Raw genomic sequence first — 19,234 nt, 5'->3', positions numbered from 1 at the left:
TCGGGACTGACACCCGACGGGCACTCCCACGTACCTTCGTGCGTTGGAGACGGCAGAAACGCTGTCGTACAGGCACTGCACCAGGAGGCACCCCGCGATGTCGGTCCCCCAGCTCAACGACGAGCAGCGCGGCGAGGAGATCCTCGCCGTCTTCGACACCGCCTTCGGCCGGCTCCTGGCCGCCGACCCGGCCGCGTTCCGGGTGAAGTTCCGGAAGATGGCGGCCTCGGCGTTCGCCTTCTACCGGGGCACGGCGGCCCTCTTCTACCGCGACCTCGACGCCGAGAAGCGCGGCGGCCCGTACCTGGACGACCGCACCTCGCGCGTGTGGATCCACGGCGACCTGCACGCCGAGAACTTCGGCACCTACATGGACTCCAACGGCCGCCTGGTCTTCAACGTCAATGACTTCGACGAGGCCTACGTCGGCCCCTTCACCTGGGACCTCAAGCGGTTCTCGGCCTCCATCGCGCTCATCGGGTACGCGAAGGCGCTCAGCGACGAGCAGATCACCGAGCTGGTGACGATCTACGCGGCCGCCTACCGCGAGCGCATCCACGCCCTGGCCACGGGCGCCAAGAGCGACGAGGTGCCGCCGTTCACGCTGGACACCGCGCAGGGGCCGCTGCTGGACGCGCTGCGTGACGCCCGCTCGCTGACCCGTTTCGAGCTGCTGGACTCGATGACCGAGATCCGCGACTTCGAGCGCCGCTTCGCCCCGGGCGGCGGCTCCATCGAGCTGGACGCCGCCACCCGCTACAAGGTGCTGGCCGCCTTCGACGGCTACCTGGAGACCCTGCCGGACTCCTCCCTGGCCCGTCCGGACTCGTACCGGGTGAAGGACGTCGTGGGCCGCCGCGGCATCGGCATCGGCTCGGCGGGCCTGCCGTCGTACAACATCCTCCTGGAGGGCCACAGCGACGCCCTGGAGAACGATGTCGTGATCTACATCAAGCAGGCCCAGACCCCGGCCGTCTCCCGGCACATCACGGACCCGGCGATCGCGGGGTACTTCCAGCACGAGGGCCACCGCACGGTGATCTCCCAGCGCGCCCTGCAGGCGCACGCCGACCCGTGGCTGGGCTGGACCGAGCTGGACGGCGCGGGCCAGCTGGTCGCCGAGGTCTCGCCGTACGCCGTCGACCTGGACTGGGGCGACATCGACGACCCGGAGGAGATCGCGGCCGTCGTCGCCGACCTCGGCCGGGCCACGGCCACGATGCACGCGGCGGCGGACGACACCTCCGGCGAGTCCCTGGTGCCGTTCTCCACCGAGCGGGCCATCGACGCGGCGCTCGCGGCCGACGAGGAGGGCTTCGCGCCCCTGCTGGTGGACTTCGCGCACGGCTACGGCGCACGCGCGCGTGCCGACCACCAGATCTTCGTCGACCTGTTCCGCAACGGCCGGATTCCGGGGCTGTAACCTCGCACACTCACAGGCACCCTTTAGGGGTCTCCTACTCGCGTACGTGACAGACTCTGCACTCGCTATGGACATATCCGGGACCCAGCTCAGAGCCGCGCGCGCGGCGCTGTTCACGGCCGTGGTCGTGACGCTCAGCACCGCGTCGCACGTCCTGCTGTCCAGGGCCCCGCTGCCGGTGGCGACCGTGGCCGCGGTCGCCGGCGGCGTGTTCCTGACCGCGTACGCGCTGGCGGGCCGCGAGCGCGGCTTCGGCCGGATCGCGGCTCTGCTGATCCCGCTGGAGCTGGCCGCGGACACCGTGTTCACCACCGGCCAGCACGCCTGTTACGGCAGGGCGGGCGGCCCGGTGGCCGGACCGCTGCGCGCCCTCGGCCTGGACGTGCTGTGCCAGGGCGGCGTGGGCACCCCACTGGCCCAGGTGACCGGCGCCACGGGCCGCGGCTCCGGGGCGCTGCTCGCGCACGCCAGCCCGGCCGCCGCCTGGCTGCTGCTCGCCGCGCACATCGGCGTGGGGCTGCTCGCCGCCGCCTGGCTGCGGCGGGGCGAGCGGGCCCTGACCCAACTGCTGCGCGCGGTCGCGGCCACGACGTTCCGGCCGCTGCTGCTGGCGGTGGCCGCGGTCGCCGTACGGCTCTCCCCGGCGCGCCGGCTGCCGCGCCCGGCCCCGCGTCCGGCCGTCGCCCGCGACCGGCTCCTCGTGCACTCCCTGGGACGGCGTGGACCGCCGTGCTCACCGGCATTCATCTGAGCACGATCAGTCCCCCACACGTATCCCGCGTACGACATGTGCGCGTCCCACATGGAGATCACCAACATGAGCAAGCGGAACAGCCAGGCGTCGAAGTCGGCGGCCCGGGAGCGGCTGCGCCAGGAGCGCGAGCGGCAGGCCAAGCGCGCCAAGGTCAGGCGGCAGGTCATCGTGGCCGCCTCGGTCGTGGGCGTGCTGGCCGCGGCCGGCGGCATCGGCTACGCCGTCGTCCAGATGAACAAGCCCAGCTACTGGGAGGGCCTGAAGGACGCCTCGGTCGTCGCCCCTGCCAACACCACGGGCACGAAGGGCACCACCGTCGTCATCGGCAAGGACACCGCCAAGAAGACCCTCAAGGTCTACGAGGACCCGCGCTGCCCGGTGTGCGCCGCGTTCGAGCAGACCGTCGGCTCGACGGTGAAGAAGGACATCGACGCCGGCAAGTACAAGATCCAGTTCATCAGCGGCACGTTCATCGACAACCACGACAACGGCGTGGGCTCCAAGAACGCGCTGAGCGCACTGGGCGCGGCGCTCAACGTCAGCCCCGAGGCGTTCCTCGAGTACAAGACCGCGCTGTACTCCACGAAGTGGCACCCGGACGAGAACACCGACAAGTTCAAGGACGACAGCTACCTCATCAAGGTCGCCGACACCGTGCCCGCGCTGAAGAGCAACGCGAAGTTCCAGGACGCGGTCAAGAAGGGCACCTACGACGCCTGGGCGATGGCCATGTCGAAGACCTTCGACGACAACAAGGACGGCGTGACGGGCACCCCGAGCTTCGTCATGGACGGCAAGAAGCTCACCACCGGCAACCAGGGCAACCCGCCCATGTCGGTGGCCGATTTCAACACGGCGGTGGACGCGGCTCTCAAGGGCTGACGCCTATCTGGCGATTCGTCAGAATCTGATCACCGCATGAAGAGCGGGCGAACTTTCGGAGTTCGCCCGCTCTTGCGCATACCGATCAGTAACCTGATGGGTCGTGACCAGTCGATACCAGCCATCCGAGGCCGCCAAGCGCCTCAACTCCCTTTCGCCCCGCCGCCGTACGGTCGTCAAGGCCGCGGCGGCGACCGCTGTCCTGGCCGGCCCGCTCGCCGCCGCCCTGCCGGCGCGCGCCGCCACGGACGCCCCCGCCTTCCTGCACGGCGTCGCCTCGGGCGACCCGCTGCCCGACGGCGTCCTGCTGTGGACCCGGGTGACCCCCACCCCCGAGGCGATACCCGGCTCCGGGCTCGGCCCGGACACCGAGGTGAGCTGGGTCGTCGCCAAGGACAAGGCGCTGACGACCATCGTCGCCAAGGGCTCGACCACGGCGAGCGCGGCCTCCGACCACACCGTCAAGGCCGACATCCGCGGCCTGGAGCCGGCCACCGACTACTGGTTCCGCTTCTCGGCCGGCGGCACCGACTCCCCGGTGGCGCGCACCCGCACCGCGCCGGCGGCGGACGCTGCCGTCCCCGGCCTGCGCTTCGGCGTGGTCTCCTGCGCCAACTGGGAGGCCGGCTACTTCTCCGCCTACCGCCACCTCGCGGCGCGCAGCGACCTCGACGCCTGGCTGCACCTCGGCGACTACATCTACGAGTACAAGTCCGGCGAGTACGCGGCCCGGGGCACGGTCGTCCGCCCGCACGCGCCCACGAACGAGATCATCACCCTCGCCGACTACCGGATCCGGCACGGGAAGTACAAGACCGACCCCGACCTGCAGGCGCTGCACCTGAAGGCGCCGGTCGTCGCGATCTGGGACGACCACGAGTTCGCCGACAACGCCTGGTCGGGCGGCGCGGTCAACCACACCGAGGGCGCAGAGGGCACCTGGACGGCCCGTCAGGCCGCCGCCAAGCAGGCCTACTTCGAGTGGATGCCGGTCCGTCCCGCGATCGCCGGCACCACCTACCGCCGGCTGCGCTTCGGCAAGCTCGCCGACCTCTCCCTGCTGGACCTGCGCTCCTTCCGCTCCCAGCAGGCCGCCACGGCCAGCGGCTCGGTGGACGACCCGAACCGTACGATCACCGGCCGGGCCCAGCTCGACTGGCTGAAGGCCGGTCTGAAGGCCTCCGACACCAAGTGGCGGCTGGTCGGCAACTCGGTGATGATCTCGCCGTTCTCCTTCGGCTCCCTCTCCGCCGACCTGTTCAAGCCGCTCGCCAAGCTGCTCGGGCTGCCGCAGGAGGGCATCGCCGCCAACACCGACCAGTGGGACGGCTACACCGACGACCGCCGCGAGCTGCTGGACCACCTGCGCTCCAACGCCATCGGCAACACCGTCTTCCTGACCGGCGACATCCACATGGCGTGGGCCAACGACGTGCCGGTGGACGCGGGCACCTACCCGCTGTCGGCCTCGGCGGCCACCGAGTTCGTGGTGACCTCGGTGACCTCCGACAACCTCGACGACATCGTGAAGGTCCCCGAGGGCACCGTCTCCGCCATCGCCTCGCCGCTCATCAAGGCCGCCAACCGGCACGTCCACTGGGTGGACACCGACCGCCACGGCTACGGCGTCCTGGACATCACCGCCGACCGTGCGCAGATGGACTACTACGTCCTGTCCGACCGCACGGCCGCCGACGCGACCTCCTCCTGGGTGCGTTCGTACCGCACGCGCAGCGGCACGCAGAAGGTGGAGCGCACCTACGACCCGGTGTAGCCGAGCCCTACAGGCTGTCGAGGAAGCCGAGCGCCACCCGCCAGGTGGCCTCGGCAGCCTCCGCGTCGTAGTCCGGCAGCCCGGGGTCGGTGTACAGGTGCCCCGCCCCGGCGTACCGGTAGACCTCCACGTCCGCCCCCGCCCTGCCCATCTGCAGGTACCAGGCGCTCAGCCAGTCGTCCGTCTCGAACGGGTCCGGCTCGGCCACGTGCAGCTGCACCGGCAACTCGTCCACCCGCGTGTTCGGCGCCAGGTCCGAGGTGCCGTGCAGGAGCAGCAGGCCGCGTGCCTTCTCGTCGCCGAGGGCCAGGGTCTGCGCGATGGAGGCGCCGAGCGAGAACCCGGCGTACACGAGCCCCCGCTCCGAGTACGGCGCCGCCGCCAGCACGGCCCGCTTGAGCAGCTCCTCCTTGCCGATCCGCTCCTTGAACTCCATCCCCTCCTCGACCGTCTCGAACGTGCGCCCCTCGAAGAGGTCCGGCGTCCACACCTCGTGGCCCGCCGCACGCAGCCGGTCCGCGGCCTCGCGCACCGCGGGCCTGAGCCCGTAGGTCGAGTGCAAGAGCATGATGTTCATGAGGCCATGGTGCCAGCCGGGTACGACAACGCCGTAGCGCGGCCTTTCCCGGGTGCGCCGCGAAGTCGCAGGTTCATGACGCCGCGAGCCTGGTAAGACGCGAAGACATGGAGAACGTGCTCCGCCCCCTGATCGTGCTCGGCGGCTCGGTCCTGCTCACCCTGGCCATCGGCTGGGCCACCGACCGACTGCTGCGCAAGGCCGACGAACGAAATCCCGAAACCCCTCTGTGGGACCTGCTGCGGCGCGGCCGCATCCCCTATCAACTCGTCCTGTGCGCCGCCCTGCTCAGAGGCTCCTACGACCACGCGAACCTGCTGCAGCGGCATCACACCGGCGTGGGCCGGACCCTGACCCTGGTGCTGATCGGGTCCGCCGCCTGGCTGGTGATCCGGATCGCCGCGGCGGTCGTCGAGACCTCCTACACCCGGTACGCGCGGGCCCACCCGGACGCCGCCCGGGTGCGCCGGGTGCGCACCCAGGTGGAGCTGATCATGCGGGTGGTCTCCGCGATCGTGATCGTGGTGGCGAGCGCCTCGATGCTGCTGACGTTCCCGGCGATGCGCGCGGCCGGCGCCTCGCTGCTGGCCTCCGCCGGCATCCTCGGCATCGTCGCCGGTGTCGCCGCCCAGTCGACGCTGTCGAACATGTTCGCGGGGCTGCAGATCGCCTTCGGCGACATGGTGCGTATCGGCGACACGGTGGTGGTGGACGGCGAGTGGGGCACGGTCGAGGAGATCACCCTGACCTTCCTGACGGTACGGACCTGGGACGAGCGACGGATCACGATGCCGGTGTCGTACTTCACCTCCAAACCCTTCGAGAACTGGTCGCGGGGCACTCCGCAGATGACGGGCACCGTCTTCTGGCACCTCGACCACGGCGCGCCGATCGAGGCGATGCGCGAGAGGCTCCGCGACATCCTGCGTCAGTGCCCGGCCTGGGACGGCCGCAACTACAACCTGTACGTGACGGACGCCACCCCGAACACCATCCAGGTGCGCGCCCTGGTGACCGCGAAGGACGCGGACGACATCTGGACGGTCCGGGTCACCGTCCGCGAGCAGATGATCACCTGGCTGTCGGCCGAACACCCCTACGCACTGCCCCGCGTCAACACCGCCGACGCGGTCCTGCCGCCGGGGCTGACCGCACGGTCCGTCAACGGCCCCGCTCGCTACCCCCGTTGACCTGGATCACCTGCGAGGTGACATGCCCGGCTTCGGGCGAGGCCAGCCAGCGCAGAGTCGCGGCCACATCCCCGGGTATGCCGGCGCGGCCGGTCACGGTGTCGGCGATGAGCCGCTGCCGCCGCGCCTGGTCCATGGTGTCTCCGAAGAACTCGGTGTCCTCGATGTACCCGGGCGCCACCACGTTCACGGTGATACCGCGTGGCCCCAGCTCACGGGCGAGGTCATGGGCATAGGGGTGCAGCCCCGCCTTGGCCGCAGCGTACGCGCCGCTGCCCGAACCCCGGTACGCGGCAATGGAACTGAGGAAGAGCACCCGGCCGCCGGGCTCGGCGAGCCGGTCCTTGAGGGCTTCGGTGAGGAGGGCGGCCGTGAGTGTGTTCAGCCGGAAGTTGACCGTCCAGTTGTGGAACACCCGGTCGAGGGGGTCGTCGCTGCCGGCCGGGGGCTCCAGGTGCCCGGCGCCGCCCGCGCTGTGCACGAGCACGTCGACGGTGCCGAACTCCTCGGCCACGAACCGCGCGACGCCACGCACGTCACCGGGTTCGGCCAGATCCGCCGCATAGGTGAGCGCCCCGGGCACCCCTGCCTTCTCCAGCACCTCCGCGCGCCGCCCGAGCAGCAGCACCCGATCCCCGTCCGCGGCGAAGGCGTGCGCCGTCGCAAGCCCGATTCCCGTACCGCCACCACTGATCACGATGTTGCGAGTCATGATCCGAGAGTACGAACGCCGCCCGGCGAACGCTTCCGGTTATCCACAACTCCGGTCCGCTTGTATGAGAATCAGCGCAAGCTCCGCACATCGAGATGCCTCAGCACCCGGTCCACGATCTCCGGATCCGCCCCGGGCTCACTCCGCGCGGCCAACACCTCATGCCGAGCCGCACTCAACATCTCCCCCTGAATCCGCCTCACCCGCTTCACCCGCCGCTCCCGCTGCTGATGCGCCTCCCGCCGCTCCGCCTCCCCCATGTCCGGGCTGATCCGGATCCCGATGTCGAAGGCCCGCCGCAACATCTGCTCCGCCAACTCCTCCGGCAACTCCTCCACCTGCTCGATCTCCCGCAGCCTCCGCCTGGCGGCCTTCGTGGCCCGTCGCGCCAGCTCCTCCTCGAACTCCTTCTCCCGCTCGGAGTCGGCTTTCACGCCGAGCCGCTTCACCAGCCAGGGCAGGGTCAGCCCCTGCAGCACCAGCGTGGCGATGATCACCCCGAAGGCGATGAAGACGATCTCGTCGCGGTCGGGGAAGGGGGACCCGTCGTCCGTCTTGAGCGGAATCGCCAGCGCGAGCGCCACCGAGGCCACCCCGCGCATCCCGGACCACCACATCACCACGGTCTCCCGCCAGCCCACCGGAATGTCCTCGTCGTAGTCCCGCCGGGCGTGCAGCCGCTTGGTCAGCCAGGTCGCGGGCAACAGCCACAGCAGCCGTACGAGGACGACGACGCCGACGATCGTGGCGGACCAGCCGAGCAGCTCGCCCCAGCGCCCGGTCGCCGTCCTGATCGCGTTGTGCAGTTCGAGGCCGATCAGCCCGAAGGCGACGCCCGTGACGAGCGTGTCGATGATGTCCCAGAAGGTGTGCCCGGCCAGCCGGGTCATCACGTCGTCGGCGTCGGTGGCGTACTCGGCGAGGAAGAGGGCCGTGGTGAGCACGGCGAGCACCCCGGACCCGTGCAGCTCCTCCGCGAGGACGTAGGAGGCGTACGGCACCAGCAGGGTCAGCCCGATCTGCAGGGTGGGGTCGCCGAGCAGGTCCATCAGCTTGTTCGCGCCCCAGCCGAGGGCCAGCCCGATCGCGACGGCGACCACGGCCGACAGGACCAGGTCGACACCGGCTCGCCAGGCCGAGAACTCCCCGCTCACGGCGGCGGCGATCGCCACGTGGTAGAGCACGATGGCCGTGACGTCGTTGAAGAGCCCCTCGCCCTCCAGGATCGACACCAGACGGCGCGGCAGTCCGAGCTGCCCGGCGACGGCGGTGGCCGCGACCGGGTCCGGCGGGGCGATCAGGGCGCCCAGCGCCACGGCGGCGGCGATCGGCAGGCCGGGCACGATCGCATGGGCGACGGCGGCCACACACAGCATCGTCACGAACACCAGGGCGACTGCCAGCAGGAAGATCGGCCGCTTGTTCGCCGTGAACTGCCGCCACGAGGTCCGCCGTACGGCGGCGTAGAGCAGCGGCGGCAGCAGTCCGGGCAGGATCAGCTCGGGCGGGATCTCCACGTCGGGCACGAAGGCGGCCACCGCCAGAGCCCCGCCGAACACGGTCATCAGCACCGGCGCCGGCAACCCCAACCGGTCCCCCACCGGGACGCTCACCAGGGCCCCGAGCAGCACCACGAACAACAGAGCCAACTGATCCACGGCCGGCGCTCCGGGAGTCGACGATCACACGGCAGACGTCCAGCCTGCCACGGCCCCCCGCGCACCGGCCGTCACGGCACCTCGGCTACAGGACGCGCCGCATCGCCCGGTGCGGGATCCCGGCCTCCGGGTACTCCGGGCCGTACGCCTCGTACCCGAGGCGCTCGTAGAAGCCGAGGGCGTGGGTCTGCGCGTGCAGGTCCACCGCGGCCAGGCCACGCGCGCGTGCCGCCTCCTCGATGGCCCGTACCAGGGCCACGCCGACGCCCAGCCCGCGCGCCTCACGGGCGACGGCGAGCCGCCCCAGGGCGCCCACCGAGGCGTCCCCGCCGGTCTTCGCGGCGGCCGCCTCGCCGTACAGCAGGCGGCCGGTGCCGAGCGGCACGCCGTCCTCGCGGACCGCCAGCACATGCACGGCGGCGGCGTCGTACGCGTCGTACTCGATGTCCTGCGGAACGCCCTGCTCGACGACGAAGACCTCCTTGCGCACCGCGAAGCAGGCCTCGCGGTCGGCGGCGTCCTCGGCGATCCGGACGGTGTACGGCGTGCTCACCCGTACGTCTCCTCACGGACCTGGTCGAGGGCGTTCTGCAGGTCCTCCGGGTAGTCGCACTCGAACTCGACCCACTGCCCGTCCCCGGGGTGCTCGAAGCCGAGCCGCACCGCGTGCAGCCACTGGCGGGTCAGGCGCAGCCGCTTGGCGAGGGTCGGGTCGGCGCCGTAGGTCAGGTCACCGACGCAGGGGTGGCGGTGGGCGGCCATGTGGACGCGGATCTGGTGGGTGCGGCCGGTCTCCAGCTTCACGTCGAGCAGGGAGGCGGCGCGGAAGGCCTCGATGAGGTCGTAGTGGGTCACGGAGGGCTTGCCGTCGGCCGTGACCGCCCACTTGTAGTCGTGGTTCGGGTGCCGGCCGATCGGGGCGTCGATCGTGCCGCTCGTCGGGTCCGGGTGGCCCTGGACGAGGGTGTGGTAGCGCTTGTCGACCGTGCGCTCCTTGAACTGGCGCTTGAGCGACGTGTACGCGTACTCGGACTTCGCCACGACCATCAGGCCGGAGGTGCCGACGTCCAGGCGGTGCACGATGCCCTGGCGCTCGGCGGCGCCGGAGGTGGAGATCCGGTACCCGGCGGCGGCGAGTCCGCCGATGACGGTCGGGCCGGTCCAGCCCGGCGAGGGGTGCGCGGCCACGCCGACCGGCTTGACGATCACGACCACGTCATCGTCGTCGTGCACGATCTCCATGCCCTCGACCGGCTCGGCGACCACCTGCACGGGCGCGGCTGCCTGGGGCATCTCGACCTCGAGCCAGGCGCCTCCGCGCACCCGCTCCGACTTGCCGACCACCGTCCCGTCGACCTGGACCTTGCCGGCCGCGGCCAGCTCCGCCGCCTTGGTGCGGGAGAAGCCGAACATGCGGGAGATGGCGGCGTCGACGCGCTCGCCCTCCAGGCCGTCGGGCACGGGCAGGGTACGGATCTCGGGAATCGTGCTCACCCGACGAGTATGCCGGACGGCTCCGACGCCCCCGACCGAGCCTGTGGACAACGACCCCGCGCCGGCCGGTGTCAGTCCTTGTGGACGGTGCCGTCGGGGTCCAGGCCGCGGAAGGACAGCAGCACGATCAGGATGCCGCCGCACACGATCGCCGAGTCGGCCAGGTTGAACACCGCGAAGCCCTTGGGCGCGATGAAGTCCACGACCTCACCCTGGAAGATCCCGGGCTCCCGGAAGATCCGGTCGGTGAGGTTGCCGAGCGCGCCGCCGAGCAGCAGGCCGAGGGCGATCGCCCAGGGGAAGCTGTAGAGCTTGCGGGCCAGGCGGATGATCACCACGATCACGGCGGCCGCGATGAGCGTGAAGATGATCGTGAAGGCCGCGCCGAAGCCGAAGGCGGCGCCCGGGTTGCGGATGGCATGCAGCTCCAGCAGGTCCCCGATCACCTGGATCGGAGCGTGGTGCTCCAGCTTCGCGACCACGATCATCTTGCTGATCAGGTCGAGGGCGTACGCGAACGCGGCCACCGCGAACAGCACGGCGATCCGGCGCCCGCGCCCGGTCCGCTGCGGCGCCGCCGCCTCCTGCTCACCCGCACCGGGTACACCGGACGTCCGCTCGCCGCTGTCGTCCGGGGTGTCCGGCGTACCGATGATCCGCTCCGCCTCTGCCACGTGAGTCCCTCAACCTAGGTGCCTGACTGAGGACGAGAGTACGGCACACCCCGGGGGACCCTCGTGCTCAGGAGCGACGTTCCTGCTTCTGCTTGCACTCCACACACAGAGTGGCCCTCGGGAACGCCTGCATGCGGGCCTTGCCGATGGGGTTGCCGCAGTTCTCGCACAGGCCGTAGGTGCCCGCGTCGAGCCGTTCCAGGGCTCGCTCGGTCTGGATCAGCATCTCGCGCGCGTTGGCCGCCAGCGCCATCTCGTGCTCGCGCGTGATGTTCTTGGTACCGGTGTCGGCCTGGTCGTCGCCGGCGCCGTCTCCGGAGTCCCGCATCAGGCCCACCAGGGAGGCCTCGGAGGAGCTGATCTCGGTCCGCAGCCGCTCTGCCTCGGACTGCAGCTCGGCGCGGGCCTCCTCGACCTCTTCCGGGGTCCAGGGGTCCTCGCCCGGGCGCACCGCCAGCTCGCCGGGCTCCACCGCGGCGACCCGCGCCTTGGGAACGGCGTTCTGCTCCGCCGTGGCCGTGCCAGGAGTCTTCTTCGCAACCACCGTCGTGGCTCCCGTCTGCTCCGCGGCCCGCGCCGCGCCCGCTTTCTTGGCCGTGCTCTTCCCGGCCGCCCCCGTGGAGACGCCCTCGGCGACCGCCTTCCTGCCGACGGCCTTCTTCCCGCCCGCCTTCTCGGCAGCCCCCTCCACGACAGCTCCGGCGCCCGTCTCCTCGGCAGCCACCACCTCGGAGGCCGCCTCCTCCACCACCACCTTCCTGCCCACCTTCTTCTCGCCACCCGCCTCCTTGCCGGCCCCCTTCTTGCCGCCTGCCTTCACGGTGGCCGCCTTCTTGGTAACCGCCTTCGCGCCGGCCGCCTTCTTGGTGGCAGCCATCTCCTTGGCGATCGTTTCCTCGGCAGCCGTCTCCTTGGTAGCTGCCTTCCTGGCCACCGTTTTCGTGGCCGAGTCCTTGGCAGCCGTCCCCTTGGCGGCCGGTTCCTTCACCGCGGCCCTCGTAGCCATCGCCTTCGTGGCACGGTCCTCGGCGGCCGACTCCTTCGGCGCCACCTTCGTGGCCGAGTCCTTGGCAGCCGCTTTCTTCGTAGCTGCCCTCCTCGTAGCTGCCGTCTCTGTGGCGATGGTCTTCGAAGCCGCAGCCTTCTCGGCCACTGCCTCCTTGGTCGCAGCCTCCCTGGCCGCGGCCCCCTTGCCCGCCGTCCTCCCAGCCGCAGCCTTCCTGGCCGCCGTCCTCCCAGCCGTCGCCTCCTCGACCGCAGCCTCCTCAGCCACCGCCCCCTTGCCCACCGTCCTCCCAGCCGTCGCCTCCTCGACCGCAGCCTCCCCGGCCACCGCCACCTTGGTCACAGCTTTCCTGGCAGCAGGCTTGGTGCCGGCCTCCACAGCCGCCGTCCGCTTCCCTGCCTTCCCGACCTCTGTGCCCCTTCCGGCCTCCCCGACCGCCGTACCCTTCTCGGCGGCCTCCCTGACCCCCGCACCCCTCCCGGCGGCCTCCCCGACCGCCGTCCCCTTCCCGCGGCCCGGGGCCGCCGCCGGCCCCGTCCCCGCCGCAGAGCCCCTCTTCGCCGCAGAACCCTTCTTCCGCCCGGCCGAGGCGGCACCCGCCCTCCTCGCGGCAGCGCTCGGCCCCTCCCCGGGCTCCTGCGCGGGTGGCTTTCCCGGTGTCTTGGCTGTCGCCGTGCTGCCCGGGGGCAGGGTGGAGCGCTCCGCTCCGTCGGCGCGGGTGTGGACCGGCTCAGGCGGTCCCGTCCGCCCGGCCGAGGCGGCACCCGCGCGCGTGGCCTTCTTGCCGCCGGCTCCCTTGGCCTCGCCGCCGGAGGCGGCCGCGCCCCGGGAGCGGCCGGTCGCCGGCAGCTGTACGGCGGTCTTCTTCGCCACCATGGCCGCGACCCCTTCACATATTGTGATCTTGCTCGCGAATCGTGCTGGGACGATAAATCGACTTGAGTCCCGCGGCAACGGGGCACACCGCCCGATTCGCCCGCCCGCACCCCCCGCGCAGCGGACCTGCATCCGTTGTGCCCAGCTCCCCGCCGGGTAATCCGCCGAGCCGGGCGCACCCGGATGCGGGCACCCGGACCCCTCGCCATTCGGGTCATCCGGCAGCCTCCTCGGCCGGGCCCCGGGGCGGGCCCGAAAAGCGGTCGGCCGCTGTCCACGCGGCGCCGTACACTGGGCGGAGCGAAAAGCGTGGATGGGGACGAGTAGCGACGTACGCAGCCCAGAGCGACCCGGGGACGGTGTGAGCCCGGGGGCGAGCGCGACGTGAAGATCACCCCGGAGCCGCCGGAAGAAAGCCGTGGAGGACCCACGGCGAGTAGAGCCGGCTTCGCGACCCCAATGAGGGGGCTCACCAGCGCGTACGGCGCGCAGGGGAGCCAAGGAGGGTGGTACCGCGGGAGCGCGCCGCACACGGCGTAGCAGGAAAGAAGGCTCTCGTCCCTCCGACGGAAGGCAGCAAGTCCGTTGGAGGATGCTCGCAGATGACAGCGCCGACGTACCGCCAGGTGCCCGCCCAGGTCGACCTGCCCGCGCTTGAGCACGCGGTGCTCGACTTCTGGCGCGACCAGAAGATCTTCGCCAAGAGCCTGGAGCAGTCCGAGGGCCGCCCGGAGTGGGTGTTCTACGAGGGCCCGCCCACCGCGAACGGCATGCCCGGCGCCCACCACATCGAGGCGCGGGTCTTCAAGGACGTCTTCCCCCGCTTCCGCACCATGCGCGGCTACCACGTGGCCCGCAAGGCCGGCTGGGACTGTCACGGCCTGCCGGTGGAGCTGACGGTCGAGAAGGAGCTCGGCTTCAGCGGCAAGCAGGACATCGAGGCGTACGGCATCGCCGCCTTCAACGACAAGTGCCGCGCGTCCGTGCTCCGCCACACCGACGCCTTCGAAGAGCTCACGACCCGCATGGGCTACTGGGTCGACCTCAACGACGCGTACGTCACGATGGACCCCGAGTACATCGAGTCGGTCTGGTGGTCGCTGAAGGAGATCTTCAACAAGGACCTGCTGGTCCAGGACCACCGCGTCGCCCCCTGGTGCCCGCGCTGCGGCACCGGCCTGTCCGACCACGAGCTGGCGCAGGGCTATGAGACGGTCGTGGACCCGTCCGTGTACGTCCGTTTCCCGCTCACCTCCGGACCGCTCGCCGGCGAAGCCGCGCTCCTGGTGTGGACGACGACCCCGTGGACCCTGGTGTCCAACACGGCGGTCGCCGCGCACCCCGACGTGACCTACGTCGTCGCGACCGACGGCGAGGAGAAGCTCGTCGTCGCCGAGCCGCTCGTCGTCAAGGCGCTCGGCGAGGGCTGGGAGACCACGGGCCAGACCTTCACCGGCGCCGAGATGGAGCACTGGAACTACCAACGTCCGTTCGAGCTGGTGGAGTTCCCGGCTCCGGCGCACTACGTGGTGAACGCCGAGTACGTCACCACCGAGGACGGTACGGGTCTGGTCCACCAGTCCCCCGCCTTCGGTGAGGACGACCTCAAGGTCTGCCGCTCCTACGGCCTGCCGGTCGTGAACCCGGTCCGCCCGGACGGCACCTTCGAGGAGGACGTCCCGCTGGTCGGCGGCGTCTTCTTCAAGAAGGCGGACGAGAAGCTCACCGCGGACCTCCAGCAGCGAGGTCTGCTCTTCAAGCACATCCCGTACGAGCACAGCTACCCGCACTGCTGGCGCTGCCACACCGCGCTGCTCTACTACGCCCAGCCCTCCTGGTACATCCGCACCACGGCGGTCAAGGACCGCCTGATCCAGGAGAACGAGAAGACCAACTGGTTCCCGGAGACGGTCAAGCACGGCCGCTTCGGCGACTGGCTGAACAACAACATCGACTGGGCGCTGTCCCGCAACCGCTACTGGGGCACCCCGCTGCCGATCTGGCGCTGCGAGGACGACCACCTCACCTGCGTCGGCTCCCGCGCGGAGCTGACCGAGCTGACCGGCACCGACCAGTCGGGCCTGGACCCGCACCGCCCGTACATCGACGAGGTCACCTTCGCCTGCCGTCACGACGGCTGCGGCAAGACGGCCACGCGCGTGCCGGAGGTCATCGACGCCTGGTACGACTCGGGCTCGATGCCGTTCGCGCAGTGGGGATACCCGTACAAGAACAAGGAACTGTTCGAGAGCCGGTACCCGGCGCAGTTCATCTCCGAGGCGATCGACCAGACGCGCGGGTGGTTCTACACCCTGATGGCCGTCGGCACACTCGTCTTCGACAAGTCGTCGTACGAGAACGTCGTCTGCCTGGGCCACATCCTCGCCGAGGACGGCCGCAAGATGTCCAAGCACCTGGGCAACATCCTGCAGCCGATCCCGCTCATGGACCAGCACGGCGCGGACGCGGTGCGCTGGTTCATGGCGGCCGGCGGTTCCCCGTGGGCGGCCCGCCGGGTCGGCCACGGCACCATCCAGGAGGTCGTCCGCAAGACGCTGCTGACGTACTGGAACACGGTGGCCTTCCAGGCGCTGTACGCCCGTACGTCGAACTGGGCGCCGTCCGCCGCCGACCCGGCCCCGGCCGACCGCCCGCTGCTGGACCGCTGGCTGCTGTCCGAGCTCCACGCGCTCACCGACCAGGTGACCCAGGCGCTGGAGGCGTACGACACCCAGCGCGCCGGCAAGCTGCTGTCCGCGTTCGTCGACGACCTGTCCAACTGGTACGTCCGCCGCTCGCGCCGCCGCTTCTGGCAGGGCGACAAGGCCGCGCTGCGCACGCTGCACGAGGTGCTGGAGACGGTCACGAAGCTGATGGCCCCGATCACCCCGTTCATCACCGAGCGGGTGTGGCAGGACCTGGTCGTGCCGGTGACCCCCGGCGCCCCGGAGTCGGTGCACCTGGCCTCCTGGCCCGAGGCGGACCTGGGCGCGATCAACCCGGACCTGTCGAAGCAGATGGTCCTGGTCCGCCGGCTGGTGGAGCTGGGCCGTGCCACGCGCGCGGAGTCGGGCGTCAAGACTCGCCAGCCGCTGTCCCGGGCCCTCATCGCCGCCACCGGCTTCGAGAACCTGGACCCCGAGCTGCACGTCCAGATCACCGAGGAGCTGAACGTCACCTCCCTGGCGTCGCTGTCCGAGGTCGGCGGCTCGCTGGTGGACACGACCGCCAAGGCCAACTTCCGCGCCCTGGGCAAGCGGTTCGGCAAGCGCGTCCAGGACGTGGCCAAGGCCATCGCGAACGCGGACGCGGCGGCGCTGTCCCTGGCCCTGCGCGAGGGCACGGCGTCGGTCGAGGTCGACGGGGAGACGGTCACCCTCGCCCCGGACGAGGTGATCATCACGGAGACCCCGCGCGAGGGCTGGTCGGTGGCGTCCGACTCGGGCGCGACGGTCGCACTGGACCTGGAGATCACCGAGGTGCTGCGGCAGGCGGGCCTGGCCCGGGACGCGATCCGGCTGATCCAGGAGGCCCGCAAGAACAGCGGCCTGGACGTCGCCGACCGGATCGCCCTGCGCTGGACCTCCACGGACCCGGCGGTCATCGCGGCGCTGTCCGAGCACGCTGAGCTGATCGCCGACGAGGTCTTGTCGACCGACTTCGGCCAGGGTGAGGCGGACGGCACGTACGGCGATGCGTTCACCGACGAAGGTCTGTCGCTGACGTTCCGGCTGCGCAAGGCCTAAGTAGACATCAGAAGGGCCCGGTCCCCTCGGGGGCCGGGCCCTTCTGACGTGTCCAAGTGGGATCAGTGATCGTGCGCCCACGCGGCGGAGCCGCACATCGACACAGCCCCGCGCCCCTGAAGTTGCCGCCAACGCGCGTAAATAGGGCGGGGCCCCGGACCGAAGTCCGGGGCCCCGCCCTATGAACGCTGCCGACGCCGTTGTCGTACTAGTGTCCGCGGGCCGTCAGTTGTCGTCCTCGTCGATCAGGAACCCGCGCATCGGCGAGGGTGCCTGGCCCATCGGGGACGGACCCTGCGGACGGACCGGAGCCATGGGCTGGGTCATCGCGGGGGTCATCTGCTGCTGGCCGCCGTAGGACGGGGCGGACGGTGCAGGAGCGCCGCCCATCGTCTGGTTGCCGCCGTAGGACGGGGCGCTCGCGCCGGCCGGAGCCATGGAGGGCGCCGGGGACGGCGGGAGGGACGCGGTGGCCGGGGTGCGCGGCGGGGCCAGGGAGTCGTCGGCCTGCGTCTCCAGCTGGCGCAGCTGCGACTCCAGGTACGACTTCAGACGCGTGCGGTACTCGCGCTCGAAGCCGCGCAGGTCCTCGACCTTGCGCTCCAGCGTGGCGCGCGCGGACTCCAGGGAGCCCATGGCGACGCGGTGCTTCTCCTGCGCGTCCCGCTCCAGCGCGTCGGCCTTGGCACGGGCGTCACGCTCCAGACCCTCGGCGCGGCTGCGGGCCTCGCCGACGATCTTGTTGGCCTCGGAGCGGGCCTCGGCGATCGCCTGGTCGGCGGTCTGCTGGGCCAGCGAGAGGACTCGGGCGGCGCTGTCGCCACCGGGGCCCTGACCGGGGCCGCCCATCGGACCGCCCATGGGGCCGCCCATCGGACCACCCATCTGCTGCTGCATGGGCGGCTGACCACCCATAGGGCCCTGACCCATCGGACCCTGACCCATCGGGCCGGGACCCTGCGGGCCGCCCTGACCGCCGGGGCCGGCGGGCAGCTGCGGGGCACCGCTCGGCAGCTGGGGCGGACCACCCATGGGGCCACCCATCTGCTGCTGCGGCGGGCCCGATATGCCGGCGGGCACCGGAGCGCCGGGACCTCGCATGCCCTGCTGAGGCATGCCCTGCTGAGGCATCCCCTGCTGAGGCATCCCTTGCTGAGGCATCCCCTGCTGAGGCATCCCCTGCTGCTGGTCCTGCGGCTCCGGAGGCTTGCGCATGTTCTGCTGGTTCTGGGCAGCAGCGCGCGTGGCCGCGGCCAGCTTGGCGCGCAGGTCCTCGTTCTCGCGGAGCAGACGGGTCAGTTCGGCTTCGACCTCGTCGAGGAAGGCATCGACCTCGTCCTCGTCATAGCCTTCTCGGAGGCGGACGGTCGTGAACTGCTTGTTCCGCACGTCCTCGGGGGTCAACGGCATCTCTTCACCTCAACGTAGTCATCGGCAGTCGGCAAGACCGTATCGTCCACCCTCATCACAGGAAGCTCTGCACAACGGAGATGAGGATGTAGACGATGATCATCAGTACGAAGAAGGACAGGTCGAGCGCCACGCCCCCGAGACGCAGCGGCGGAATGAACCGCCGCAGAAGCTTCAGCGGTGGATCGGTGACAGTGTAGGTGGCCTCCAGGACGACCACCATCGCCTTGCCGGGTTGCCACGAGCGGGCGAACTGGAAGACATAGTCCATGACCAGCCGGAAGATCAGCACGACGAGGAACACCATCAGCGCGATGTAGATCACCTGCGCGAACACGCTCATGGCCTGGGCTTCCCTCTCCCCTGTTCCGTACTTCTTTTCCGGTGGTGCGTCTCAGCTCTGGTTGAAGAACCCGCCCTCTGCGATGCGGGCCTTGTCCTCCGCCGTGACATCGACGTTAGCAGGAGACAACAGAAACACCTTCTGCGTCACCCGCTCGATGCTGCCGTGAAGACCAAACACCAAACCAGCCGCAAAGTCGACAAGTCGCTTCGCGTCTGTGTCATCCATCTCAGTCAGATTCATGATCACCGGGGTGCCCTCACGGAAGTGTTCCCCGATGGTACGGGCCTCGTTGTAGGTCCGCGGGTGAAGCGTGGTGATCCGGTAAGGCTCTCGTTCCGACACGACCTTGGGCATGATCACCGGTGCGTTCTTCTCCAGGGACTGACGTTCTTGTGTGATGGATGCCACGGGCGCGATGCGCGCCGGACGTCCGGATTCCGCGGCGAGCGAAGTCGAACGAGCCACCGGTTCGCGCTGCGCGGGCGGTTGCACGATTCGCACCTCTTCGTCCCTTTGGGACTGATGTGCACCGTGCGACTGGTGTGACGACTCGTGCCGTCGGTGGTCCCGCTCGGGCTCCGGGTCCAGTTCGGGCTCGAAGTCGTCGTCGGGGTCGAATCCGCGGCCGTCGTACCCATCGTCCTCCACGAGGCCGAGGTAGACCGCCATCTTGCGCATCGCGCCGGCCATGCTCTGAGTCCTCCGCTCTGTG

Annotated in this window: 16 protein-coding genes; 6 read left to right on the top strand and 10 right to left on the bottom strand. The window is 70.6% G+C overall.

The window, feature by feature from the left end; translation table 11 throughout:
- Window positions 1–97: 97 nt before the first annotated feature.
- The 4 genes from CRP49_RS23565 (at window position 98) to CRP49_RS23550 (ending at window position 4,833) form a co-directional block, all read left to right on the top strand.
- Window positions 98–1,423, top strand: coding sequence for a DUF2252 domain-containing protein (locus CRP49_RS23565; RefSeq protein WP_097255181.1), 1,326 nt, complete (start codon window positions 98–100; stop codon window positions 1,421–1,423).
- A 67-nt stretch (window positions 1,424–1,490) separates the two neighbouring features.
- Window positions 1,491–2,174 carry a hypothetical protein gene (locus tag CRP49_RS23560; protein WP_097255180.1) on the top strand — a complete coding sequence of 228 codons (684 nt, stop codon included), beginning with the start codon at window positions 1,491–1,493 and terminating at the stop codon, window positions 2,172–2,174.
- A 66-nt stretch (window positions 2,175–2,240) separates the two neighbouring features.
- Window positions 2,241–3,059, top strand: coding sequence for a thioredoxin domain-containing protein (locus CRP49_RS23555; RefSeq protein ID WP_094220308.1), 819 nt, complete (start codon window positions 2,241–2,243; stop codon window positions 3,057–3,059).
- Window positions 3,060–3,162: 103 nt separating this feature from the next.
- Complete coding sequence (locus CRP49_RS23550) at window positions 3,163–4,833, top strand: alkaline phosphatase (protein ID WP_097255179.1); 1,671 nt, start codon at window positions 3,163–3,165, stop codon at window positions 4,831–4,833.
- A gap of 7 nt (window positions 4,834–4,840) precedes the next feature.
- Here the strand turns inward: CRP49_RS23550 and CRP49_RS23545 are convergent, their stop codons facing one another.
- Window positions 4,841–5,410, bottom strand: coding sequence for a dienelactone hydrolase family protein (locus CRP49_RS23545; RefSeq protein ID WP_094220214.1), 570 nt, complete (start codon window positions 5,408–5,410; stop codon window positions 4,841–4,843).
- A gap of 107 nt (window positions 5,411–5,517) precedes the next feature.
- Here CRP49_RS23545 and CRP49_RS23540 point away from each other — a divergent pair, with 107 nt between their 5' ends.
- Window positions 5,518–6,600, top strand: coding sequence for a mechanosensitive ion channel family protein (locus CRP49_RS23540; RefSeq protein ID WP_094220213.1), 1,083 nt, complete (start codon window positions 5,518–5,520; stop codon window positions 6,598–6,600).
- Here CRP49_RS23540 and CRP49_RS23535 read toward each other — a convergent pair.
- The 6 genes from CRP49_RS23535 to CRP49_RS23510 all read right to left on the bottom strand — a co-directional run bounded on the left by CRP49_RS23535 (window position 6,572) and on the right by CRP49_RS23510 (window position 13,020).
- Window positions 6,572–7,312 (bottom strand): SDR family NAD(P)-dependent oxidoreductase, encoded by a 741-nt coding sequence (locus CRP49_RS23535; protein ID WP_097255178.1) that lies wholly within the window; start codon window positions 7,310–7,312, stop codon window positions 6,572–6,574. The two genes, CRP49_RS23540 and CRP49_RS23535, sit on opposite strands and share 29 nt — an antisense overlap.
- 71 nt (window positions 7,313–7,383) lie before the next feature.
- Window positions 7,384–8,970, bottom strand: coding sequence for a Na+/H+ antiporter (locus CRP49_RS23530; protein ID WP_097255177.1), 1,587 nt, complete (start codon window positions 8,968–8,970; stop codon window positions 7,384–7,386).
- An 85-nt stretch (window positions 8,971–9,055) separates the two neighbouring features.
- Window positions 9,056–9,523, bottom strand: coding sequence for a GNAT family N-acetyltransferase (locus CRP49_RS23525; protein ID WP_094220210.1), 468 nt, complete (start codon window positions 9,521–9,523; stop codon window positions 9,056–9,058).
- Entirely contained in the window at window positions 9,520–10,464 is a 945-nt protein-coding gene (locus CRP49_RS23520; protein ID WP_097255176.1) for an RluA family pseudouridine synthase, read from the bottom strand. The genes CRP49_RS23525 and CRP49_RS23520 overlap by 4 nt, the downstream gene beginning before the upstream one ends.
- Window positions 10,465–10,535: 71 nt before the next feature.
- Window positions 10,536–11,138, bottom strand: a complete 603-nt coding sequence (gene lspA / locus CRP49_RS23515; RefSeq protein ID WP_097255175.1) for a signal peptidase II — start codon at window positions 11,136–11,138, stop codon at window positions 10,536–10,538.
- A 67-nt stretch (window positions 11,139–11,205) separates the two neighbouring features.
- The gene (locus CRP49_RS23510; protein WP_143670024.1) at window positions 11,206–13,020 is read right to left on the bottom strand and encodes a TraR/DksA family transcriptional regulator; all 1,815 of its coding nucleotides are present in this window, start codon (window positions 13,018–13,020) and stop codon (window positions 11,206–11,208) included.
- 602 nt (window positions 13,021–13,622) lie between these two features.
- Here CRP49_RS23510 and ileS point away from each other — a divergent pair.
- Complete coding sequence (ileS, locus tag CRP49_RS23500) at window positions 13,623–16,766, top strand: isoleucine--tRNA ligase (protein ID WP_179851733.1); 3,144 nt, start codon at window positions 13,623–13,625, stop codon at window positions 16,764–16,766.
- Window positions 16,767–16,991: 225 nt separating this feature from the next.
- Here ileS and CRP49_RS23495 read toward each other — a convergent pair whose 3' ends face one another.
- The 3 genes from CRP49_RS23495 to CRP49_RS23485 are packed head-to-tail and all read right to left on the bottom strand — an operon-like array spanning window position 16,992 to window position 19,212.
- Complete coding sequence (locus CRP49_RS23495; RefSeq protein ID WP_097255174.1) at window positions 16,992–18,176, bottom strand: DivIVA domain-containing protein; 1,185 nt, start codon at window positions 18,174–18,176, stop codon at window positions 16,992–16,994.
- Window positions 18,177–18,231: 55 nt separating this feature from the next.
- A complete protein-coding gene (locus CRP49_RS23490) occupies window positions 18,232–18,519 on the bottom strand; it encodes a YggT family protein (protein ID WP_094220204.1) in 288 nt (95 codons plus the stop codon).
- Window positions 18,520–18,570: 51 nt separating this feature from the next.
- The gene (locus CRP49_RS23485) at window positions 18,571–19,212 is read right to left on the bottom strand and encodes a cell division protein SepF (RefSeq protein WP_097255173.1); all 642 of its coding nucleotides are present in this window, start codon (window positions 19,210–19,212) and stop codon (window positions 18,571–18,573) included.
- Window positions 19,213–19,234: the final 22 nt, after the last annotated feature.

The organism is Streptomyces sp. Ag109_G2-15, from assembly GCF_900215565.1.
Classification (GTDB): domain Bacteria; phylum Actinomycetota; class Actinomycetes; order Streptomycetales; family Streptomycetaceae; genus Streptomyces; species Streptomyces diastatochromogenes.
This window is presented reverse-complemented; position numbering and strand designations above follow the sequence as displayed.

Excerpts from the sequence above, each read along its gene's own strand:
- CRP49_RS23565 (WP_097255181.1), top strand. The coding sequence starts at position 98 with ATGTCGGTCCCCCAGCTCAACGACGAGCAGCGCGGCGAGGAGATCCTC.
- CRP49_RS23560 (WP_097255180.1), top strand. The coding sequence starts at position 1,491 with ATGGACATATCCGGGACCCAGCTCAGAGCCGCGCGCGCGGCGCTGTTC.
- CRP49_RS23555 (WP_094220308.1), top strand. The coding sequence starts at position 2,241 with ATGAGCAAGCGGAACAGCCAGGCGTCGAAGTCGGCGGCCCGGGAGCGG.
- CRP49_RS23545 (WP_094220214.1), bottom strand. The coding sequence starts at position 5,410 with ATGAACATCATGCTCTTGCACTCGACCTACGGGCTCAGGCCCGCGGTG.
- CRP49_RS23540 (WP_094220213.1), top strand. The coding sequence starts at position 5,518 with ATGGAGAACGTGCTCCGCCCCCTGATCGTGCTCGGCGGCTCGGTCCTG.
- CRP49_RS23535 (WP_097255178.1), bottom strand. The coding sequence starts at position 7,312 with ATGACTCGCAACATCGTGATCAGTGGTGGCGGTACGGGAATCGGGCTT.
- CRP49_RS23510 (WP_143670024.1), bottom strand. The coding sequence starts at position 13,020 with ATGGTGGCGAAGAAGACCGCCGTACAGCTGCCGGCGACCGGCCGCTCC.
- ileS (WP_179851733.1), top strand. The coding sequence starts at position 13,623 with ATGACAGCGCCGACGTACCGCCAGGTGCCCGCCCAGGTCGACCTGCCC.
- CRP49_RS23495 (WP_097255174.1), bottom strand. The coding sequence starts at position 18,176 with ATGCCGTTGACCCCCGAGGACGTGCGGAACAAGCAGTTCACGACCGTC.
- CRP49_RS23490 (WP_094220204.1), bottom strand. The coding sequence starts at position 18,519 with ATGAGCGTGTTCGCGCAGGTGATCTACATCGCGCTGATGGTGTTCCTC.
- CRP49_RS23485 (WP_097255173.1), bottom strand. The coding sequence starts at position 19,212 with ATGGCCGGCGCGATGCGCAAGATGGCGGTCTACCTCGGCCTCGTGGAG.